Annotated in this window: 6 protein-coding genes and 1 pseudogene; 6 read left to right on the forward strand and 1 reads right to left on the reverse strand. The window is 59.7% G+C overall.

From position 1 onward, the window contains the following. Window positions 1–387: 387 nt before the first annotated feature. The 6 genes and pseudogenes from rhaB (at window position 388) to VSX58_RS21295 (ending at window position 6,480) form a co-directional block, all read left to right on the forward strand. Entirely contained in the window at window positions 388–1,860 is a 1,473-nt protein-coding gene (rhaB, locus tag VSX58_RS21270; protein WP_327619833.1) for a rhamnulokinase, read from the forward strand. Then, a complete protein-coding gene (locus VSX58_RS21275; RefSeq protein WP_327619826.1) occupies window positions 1,857–3,116 on the forward strand; it encodes an L-rhamnose isomerase in 1,260 nt (419 codons plus the stop codon). Before rhaB ends, VSX58_RS21275 begins: the two co-directional genes overlap by 4 nt. A 21-nt stretch (window positions 3,117–3,137) precedes the next feature. Continuing rightward, entirely contained in the window at window positions 3,138–3,962 is an 825-nt protein-coding gene (rhaD, locus tag VSX58_RS21280) for a rhamnulose-1-phosphate aldolase (protein ID WP_327619827.1), read from the forward strand. 229 nt (window positions 3,963–4,191) lie between these two features. Beyond that, window positions 4,192–4,338, forward strand: a pseudogene (locus VSX58_RS21285) (rhamnose ABC transporter substrate-binding protein); the annotation flags it as partial. A 5-nt stretch (window positions 4,339–4,343) separates the two neighbouring features. Further along, window positions 4,344–4,658: an L-rhamnose mutarotase gene (rhaM, locus tag VSX58_RS21290; RefSeq protein ID WP_327619828.1), complete on the forward strand. Its 315-nt coding sequence runs from the start codon at window positions 4,344–4,346 to the stop codon at window positions 4,656–4,658. A gap of 367 nt (window positions 4,659–5,025) precedes the next feature. Further along, window positions 5,026–6,480: a DASS family sodium-coupled anion symporter gene (locus VSX58_RS21295; RefSeq protein ID WP_327619829.1), complete on the forward strand. Its 1,455-nt coding sequence runs from the start codon at window positions 5,026–5,028 to the stop codon at window positions 6,478–6,480. 74 nt (window positions 6,481–6,554) lie between these two features. Here VSX58_RS21295 and foxA read toward each other — a convergent pair whose 3' ends face one another. After that, window positions 6,555–8,669: a ferrioxamine B receptor FoxA gene (gene foxA / locus VSX58_RS21300; protein ID WP_327619830.1), complete on the reverse strand. Its 2,115-nt coding sequence runs from the start codon at window positions 8,667–8,669 to the stop codon at window positions 6,555–6,557. Between the last annotated feature and the right edge of the window lie 20 nt (window positions 8,670–8,689).

Genomic DNA, 8,689 nt, shown 5'->3' on the forward strand with positions numbered 1-8,689 from the left:
TTAAACTTTAGACGTCAAAACGCGCAAATCCGGTTGGATTTTCAAGAACGGTGCGAAATTATGCGGAAATGCGGCGGCCGTCACAGGCGAAGATAGGCGCGATGAAGCCGAATGCTGGTCACTTAAGCCAATTTTTAGGGGAAACACCGGGGGAGGTTCCCGTAGGGACGCCTCACCCCGGTGGTCGCACCGTGTATCTCAATGCTTAAACGATCGGCATTACGCGATGAAGCCCTGTTTTTTGTGATGCCTTCCCATCCCACCTTTGTCCCTTTGCCAACCGCGCCGAGTAAATGTCAGTGGCATGAAGGCCGGCGCGCAAGGATATTTTTAGAGTAATGGGCAGTGATTTATATCAGGACACCCATTATGACCCTTCGCCCCAATATGGCTCAACGATACAGCGTCGCCGTCGATCTGGGCGCGTCCAGCGGCCGCGTGACGCTCGCCGCTTACGACCGCGCCGGTCATCAGCTGACGCTGCGGGAGATCCATCGCTTCGCCAATCGCCTGACGTCGATCGACGGCCACGCCGCCTGGCGGATCGATGCGCTGGAAAGCGAAATTCGCCGCGGATTGCAGCAAGCCTGCGACGCGTGTCCCGCCGTCGATAGCATCGGCATCGACACCTGGGGCGTCGATTATGTGCCGATCGATCGGGACGGCAACCGCGTCGGTCCGCCCATCGCCTACCGCGACGGCAGGACCGACGGCGTGATGGCGCGCGCGCAGCGGGAGATGGGCCGTGCTGAAATTTATCGCCGCAGCGGCATTCAATTTCTGCCGTTCAACACGCTTTATCAGCTGCGCGCCTTAACGGAGCAGCAGCCGGAGCTGGCGGAAAAAGTCGCGCATGCGCTGCTTATCCCGGATTATTTCGCCTTCCGCCTTACGGGCGCGCTGAATTGGGAATACACCAACGCCACCACTACCCAGATGGTGAATATCAACACCAATAATTGGGACCCGCGCCTGCTCGGCTGGGCGGGCGTTCCCCCCGAATGGTTCGGCACCCCCACGCTGCCCGGCAACGTTATCGGCCACTGGACATGCCGCGCGGGCGACAGGATCCCGGTGATCGCCGTCGCGTCGCACGATACGGCCAGCGCGGTCGTCGCCGCGCCGCTGGCCGACGGCGACGCCGCCTACCTGTCGTCCGGCACTTGGTCGCTGATGGGATTCGAAAGCCTGACCCCCTACGCCAGCGATCGGGCGCAGGCCGCCAACATCACCAACGAAGGCGGCGCGGAAAAACGTTACCGGGTGCTGAAAAACATTATGGGGCTATGGCTGCTGCAGCGGGTCGCCCAGGAGACGGCGGTCTCCGATCTGGCCGATCTGATCCTGCGCGCCCAGCGGATCCCGGTCTGCCGCTCGCTGATCGACCCGGACGACGCGCGTTTCATCAACCCGGACGACATGTGCGGCGAGATCCGGGCGGCGTGCCGCGAAAACGGCCAGCCGCTCCCGGCAACCGACGACGAACTGGCCCGCTGCATTTTCGACAGCCTGGCGCTGTCGTACGCCAGCGTGCTGGACGAACTGGCGCAACTGCGCGGCAAACCCTTCAGCGCCCTGCATATCGTCGGCGGCGGCAGCCAGAACCATTTTCTCAACCAGCTGTGCGCCGACGCCTGCGGCATCCCGGTTATCGCCGGCCCGGTTGAAGCCTCCACGCTGGGCAACATCGGCTGTCAGTTGATGGCGCTGGGCGACGTCGCCGACATCGAGGCGTTCCGCGCCCTGGTGACAAAAAACAGCGCGCTCCGCCATTTCTCCCCCCATTCAGATAGCGAAATTGCCCGCGCCGTCGCGCAATTTCGGCGCAACCGTCAAACACGTAAGGAGCATTGTGCATGATCAACTCTATCAATCAGGCCTGGGAGCTGGCGAAGGCGCGTTTCGCCGATGTCGGCGTCGATGCGCAGGAGGCGATGCGCCAGCTCGATCGCCTGCCCGTATCGATGCACTGCTGGCAGGGCGATGACGTCGCCGGGTTTGAAAACCCGGACGGCGGCCTGAGCGGCGGTATCCAGGCCACGGGCAACTATCCGGGCAAAGCGCGCAACGCGGCCGAGCTTCGGGCCGACCTGGACCGGGCGCTAAGCCTGATCCCCGGACCGAAGCGTCTGAACCTGCACGCCATCTATCTGGAAAGCGACAGGCCCGTCGCGCGCAATGAAATCAGGCCGGAACATTTTAAAAACTGGGTGGAATGGGCCAGGGGCAACAATATGGGGCTGGATTTTAACCCGACCTGTTTTTCCCACCCGCTGAGCGCGGACGGCTTTACGCTGGCGCACGCCGACGATGAGATCCGCCGCTTCTGGATCGAACACTGCCAGGCCTGCCGCAGGGTTTCCGCCTATTTCGGCGAGCAGCTCGGCACGCCGTCGGTAATGAACATCTGGATCCCGGACGGCATGAAAGACGTCGCCGTGGACCGCCTGGCGCCGCGCCGGCGCCTGCTGGCCGCGCTGGATGAAATTCTCGCCGAGAAGCTCGACCCGGCGCACCACATCGACGCGGTCGAGAGCAAGCTGTTCGGCATCGGCGCGGAAAGCTACACCGTCGGCTCCAATGAGTTTTACCTCGGTTATGCCGCCAGCCGGCAGACCGCGCTCTGCCTGGATGCCGGCCACTTCCACCCGACGGAGGTGATCTCCGACAAAATCTCCAGCGCCATCCTGTACGTGCCGCGCCTGCTGCTGCACGTCAGCCGCCCGGTGCGCTGGGACAGCGACCACGTCGTGTTGCTGGATGACGAAACCCAGGCCATCGCCAGCGAAATCATTCGTCACGATCTGTTCGACCGCGTACACATCGGCCTCGATTTTTTCGACGCCTCCATCAACCGTATCGCCGCCTGGGTGATCGGCACCCGGAATATGAAGAAAGCCCTGCTGCGCGCGCTGCTGGAGCCGACGGAAAAACTGCTCCGGCTGGAGCGGCAAGGCGATTACACCGCCCGCCTGGCGCTGCTGGAAGAGCAAAAATCGCTGCCGTGGCAGGCGGTATGGGAAATGTATTGCCACCGGCACGACGCGCCGGCCGACGCCCAATGGCTGGAAAGCGTGCGCCGTTACGAAAAAGAGACCCTGAGTCAACGCGGCTAATGCCGCAAGGAAACCGAGACTATGCAGAACATCCTCAACGCCTGGTTTGTAGAAGGCATGATTAAAGCGACATCGGACGCCTGGCTGAAAGGCTGGGATGAACGCAACGGCGGCAACATCACTCTGCGCTTAAGCGCGGACGACATCGCGCCCTACCGGGCCGATTTTCATCAACCGCCGCGCTACATCGCGTTAAGCCAGCCGATGCCGGATTTGGCCGACACGCCGTTTATCGTGACCGGTTCCGGCAAGTTCTTTCGCAACGTACAGCTGGATCCCGCCGGCAATATCGGCGTGGTGCGGGTCAACGGCGACGGAACCGGCTACCACATTTTATGGGGGCTGGAGAACGGCGCGGTGCCGACTTCCGAACTGGCCTCGCACTTCCAGTCGCACAGCGTGCGGATAAAGGCCACCGGCGGCGGCGATCGCGTGATTATGCATTGCCACGCCACCAACCTGATCGCCCTGACCTACGTACTGGACAACGACAGCGACGTCATCACCCGCAAACTGTGGGAAGGCAGCACCGAGTGTCTGGTGGTGTTCCCGGACGGGGTCGGCATTCTGCCGTGGATGGTGCCGGGCACCGACGAGATCGGTACGGCGACCGCCGGCGCGATGGCGCAACACGCCCTGGTGCTGTGGCCGTTTCACGGCGTGTTCGGCAGCGGGCCGACGCTTGATGAGACCTTCGGCCTGATCGATACCGCCGAAAAATCCGCCGAGATTCTGGTGAAAGTGATCGCCATGGGCGGAATGAAACAGACCATCAGCCGGGATCAGCTGATCGCTCTCGGCAAGCGCTTCGGCGTGACGCCGCGCGCCGGCGCCCTGGAAATTTAATCGGTAGCGCCGCTTACTGCGCCGCATTATTCGCCGTACGGAATACATCCCCAGGCGATCGGGCAACGTCGCTCCTGGGGAGACCGATCAGATATCCGCAAGGAGGTACGCACAGAGATGGGCGACGCGTCGTAACGGCGATCGGCGCGGTCGCGCAGCGAAAGGATAAAGATAATAAAGACGTCCCGATTCCCTGCAAACCGAGTCACTCACTCGTGGAGTACACGCAATGACAATAAAAGCTATTTTAGGCGGTACGCTTACCGTTGCCGCACCGGCGTTGTCCGGGTCCGTTTATGCCGACGTGAAGATCGCCCTGGCGGCGAAATCCCTGGATAATGGATTTTTTGAAGCCGCGAACGTTGGCGCTCAGGAGGGGTTATGATCCGAAAAGCCTTCGTCATGCAGGTGAACCCTGACGCCCATGCGGAGTATCAACGCCGCCATTCCCCCATTTGGCCCGAGCTTGCAGCGGTGCTTAAACAGCACGGCGCTCATCGCTACGCCATTTACCTCGATGGCGAACGCCATCTGCTGTTCGCCACCGTCGATATCGAGTCCGAAGCGCGCTGGGCGGCTGTGGCGCAAACCGAAGTTTGTCAGCGCTGGTGGCGATCGATGCGCGACCTGATGCCGAGCAATGCGGATAACAGCCCGATCAGCCAGACGCTGCAAGAGGTCTTTTATCTGGCATAACGCCGCGGGTTTTCTATTCAATCCCCCTCGCCGCGGCGGTCGATACCGCCGCGCGCCAATAGCCCGTTCAAAAACGCACGATGTAAACATAATGTGAATTACAGTTAGATAGATGTGAGGCTAACTATTCACCCACTATTAATGTTTCTAAATGATTCCAGGGCTAACCAAATAATTCCAGCTGTATTAACCCATAGCTGACGCGATTCAGTTCTGATAGTTAATTAAAGAACAATATTTATAAAAACATGCCCAAATCAATAATCCGTCTATTTTCCTCTTTCTGTCATCCCGATAGCGATATGATCTCCAAGCGCGCCATCCGCAGTGATGGACGCAATAACTCTTAGTAAAGTAAGGAAAGGGGATGAAGACCAAAACGTCGTATGGCCTAAGCTGGCTTCCGTTAGTCATTATTCTGGTTATCGCCGGCATTTTCTGGCAACTCACACCACCAGCGGGACTCAGCCTGGCTGCCTGGCACTCAGCCGTTATTTTCGTCGCAACCATTATCTGCATTGTGGCCAATGTGCTGCCGATCGGGGCCATCGGTATTATCAGCATGACCATTTTCGCCCTGACGTACGCAGCGGGCGACAAAACCGCCAGCGGCGCGATACAGACGGCGCTCAGCGATCTCAACAGCTCGCTGATCTGGCTGATCGTCGTCGCCTTTATGATCGCCCGCGGCTTTATCAAAACCGGACTCGGCCGCCGCATCGCATTACAAATGATCCGTCTGCTCGGGAAGCGCACGCTGGGGCTGGCTTACGGCCTGGCTTTCGCCGATCTGGTGCTCTCTCCCGCCATGCCAAGCAATACCGCGCGCTGCGGCGGCATCATCTACCCCATCGCCGATTCGCTATCACGCAGTTTCGACTCGAAACCGGACGACGCGTCGCGCAGTAAAATCGGCACCTTTCTGATCACCTGCATCGGTAACGTCAACGATGTCACCGCCTCTATGTTTATGACCGCCTACACCGGCAACCTGCTGGCGATCAAGCTGGCGGCCAACGCCGGCGTCACCATCACCTGGGGAAGCTGGTTCCTGGCGGCGGTGGTGCCCTGCCTGATCGCCTTGGTTCTCGTTCCGCTGCTGGTTTATTGGCTGACCAAACCAGAAATTCGCCGTACGCCGGACGCGCCCAAGCTGGCGATCGAAGAGTTGAAAAAGATGGGGCCGATGAGCCGCGGCGAATGGCTGATGGGCGTTACCGTGATCCTGCTGCTGGTGCTGTGGATTTTTGGCGATAGCTTAGGCGTTGACGCCACCACGGCCTCCTTCGTCGGCCTCTCATTTCTGCTGCTGACCGGCGTATTACGCTGGGACGATATCAAAAGCGAGAAAGGCGCCTGGGATACGCTAATCTGGTTCGCCGCCCTGCTGATGATGGCGAATCAGTTGAAAAAACTGGGCTTTACCACCTGGTTTGGCGATCTGATCGGCAACAATATCGGCCATATGATGCAGGGCACCAGTTGGATTTTGGTGCTGTTGATACTCAATGCCGCCTACTTCTACACCCACTATTTCTTCGCCAGCGGCAACGCGCAGATCGCCGCGCTGTTCGCCGTATTTCTTGGCGTGGGGATTAATCTCAATATTCCGGCCGTGCCGATGGCCTTCATGCTGTCGTTTACCAGCAGCCTCTATTGCTCGCTGACGCAATATACGCACGCCCGCGGACCGATTCTGTTCGGCGCCGGATACGTGCCGACGGCCGTATGGTGGCGCACCGGCTTTATCGTCAGCCTGCTTAATCAGGCGATATTTATGACGGCGGGCCTGATGTGGTGGAAGGCGATCGGCCTGTATTAATATTATCGCGTAAGATAATGGAAAGCCGGGGAAAACCCCGGTTTTTTTTAGCGTCGCGCGGCTAAAACACGTTATCAGAATGAATATGAGACGCTGCCGACGAGACTGCGCTCCGCGCCGAAGTAGCAGAACTCCAGCGAGTTACAGGCGGCGACGTAGCGTTTATCCGTCAGGTTATTGACGTTCAGCTGCGCGCTTACGCCCTTCAAACCGACGTTGGACAGATCGTATCCTATCGCCATATCCACCAGCGTATAGGAAGGCAGCGTGTGGGTATTCGCCCGGTCGGACACCACGCCGTTGACGTAACGCACGCCGCCGCCCACCGTTAACCCCGCCAGCGGCCCGGCTTTTACATCATAACTCGCCCAAGCGCTGACCTGGTTGCGCGGAGCATAAACCGCGCGTTTGCCCTGCTCGCTCGCATCATCGCTCTTCTTATAACGAATATCGTTATAAGTATAGGCCGCCTGCAGACGCAGATTGTCGGTGATGTGGCTGACGGCCTCCAGCTCCACCCCTTCGGATTCGATCTCCCCCACCGAGCGATAGGGATCGGTCGGCTGCTCTTTCGTCGCGACGTTATTTTGATTAATGCGGAATAGCGACAGGCCGTACTGGTTTTGCGAACCTTCCGGCTGATATTTCAGCCCGGCTTCCCACTGCTTGCCTTTCATCGGCTCCAGCACGTTGCCATCCTCGCCGACGAAACTGGTGGGCGTAAAGGCGGTGGAGTAGCTCACATAAGGCGCGAAGCCGTTGTCGAACAGGTAAAGCAGCGCGGCGCGCGAGCTGAAATTGTTTTTATCCAGTTCGCTGCGGCTACCGCTGTTCTTGCTGATATTAACGATTTTAACCCGATCGTGACGCCCCCCCAGCGTAAGGCGCCAGCGTTCCCAGCTCATCTGATCCTGTAGGTAGATCCCCGTCTGCTGCAGCTTGTGCTTTTCAAGCGTTGCGGCATACATTTCCGTCGGCTCGGCGCCGTAGGCCGGATTGAAGGCATCGATGGCCGGGAAAGCGCCCGACGGCCAGTCCACATCGTTATGGCGCTGCTGATAGTCGACGCCGACCAGCAGACGGTGGTTCACCGCGCCGGTATCGACGCTGCCGTCGAGCTGGTTATCCAGCGTCCAGGCGGAGAGCGACTCGCGGGAGCCGGAGTAGTAGCGGGTTAAGGTATCGGCGTCCGGCTGCGTCCAGCCATAGGCGTAGACCTGGTCCAAACGAACTTTGGTGCGCAGATAGCGCAGTTTCTGGCGCACCGCCCAGCCGCTGTCGAAAGCGTGTTCGAAATTGTACCCGACCATATTTTGCCTGCGGTCGTACTTCTCGTAATTCTCTTCCCCTTCATAGAAGGTATTGGAGATCTTCCGCCCGTTATGCGCGATCACCGTGCCTTCATAGGGCAGCCCCGAATGGCTGCCGCCTTCCGGGTCGCGGTGCAGATACGCCATCAGTTCCAGACGCGTTTTATCGGAAATGCGCCACAGCAGACTGGGGGCGATGGCGTAGCGTTCTTCCTCGGTCTTATTAAACTGGGTGTCCGCATGACGCACGATGCCGCCAAGACGGAAGGCGAAACGTTCGTCGTCGTCAAGCGGTCCGGTCACATCGAACGCCGCGCCGCGCTGCGCGTTATTGCCGGCGAACAGTTTGATCTCGCCGCTGCGATCGAACGATGGCTGGCGGGAATTCAGCGCGACGATTCCGCCCGGCGAAGAGCGGCCGTACAGCACGGACGCCGGCCCTCTCACCACCTCGATGCTTTCGAGGAACCAGGGGTCGATGACCAGGGAGCTGTGGGAGTTGGTGTCCCCCATCATCTTCAGCCCGTCGAGATAGACATTATCCAGACTGCCGTCGGAAAAACCGCGCAGCACCATGTAATCAAAGCGGTTAGACGCGCCGATCTGATTGCTGAACACGCCCGGCGTGTAGCTTACCGCCTGCCGGACGCTGACGGCGCCCTGCTCCTGAATCTGGCTGCGCGTCACGATGGAAACCGCCTGAGGCGTCTCAATATCCGGCGTCGCCAGCTTGGTCGCGCCGCTTGGCGTTTGCGCCGTCACCACTAACGTATCTTCCTGAGAAGAGGATAAAACCGTCGTCTCCTGGGCAACCGCCGTTGCCGTTAAGCCGCCGGCGCAGCAGCCGATCGCCAGCGCCAGGCGAGTTTTTTTAAACATGGGGGGAATCTCCGCAGATC

It is taken from the genome of Brenneria populi, assembly GCF_036016195.1.
In the GTDB taxonomy this organism is placed as follows: Bacteria; Pseudomonadota; Gammaproteobacteria; order Enterobacterales; family Enterobacteriaceae; genus Brenneria; species Brenneria populi.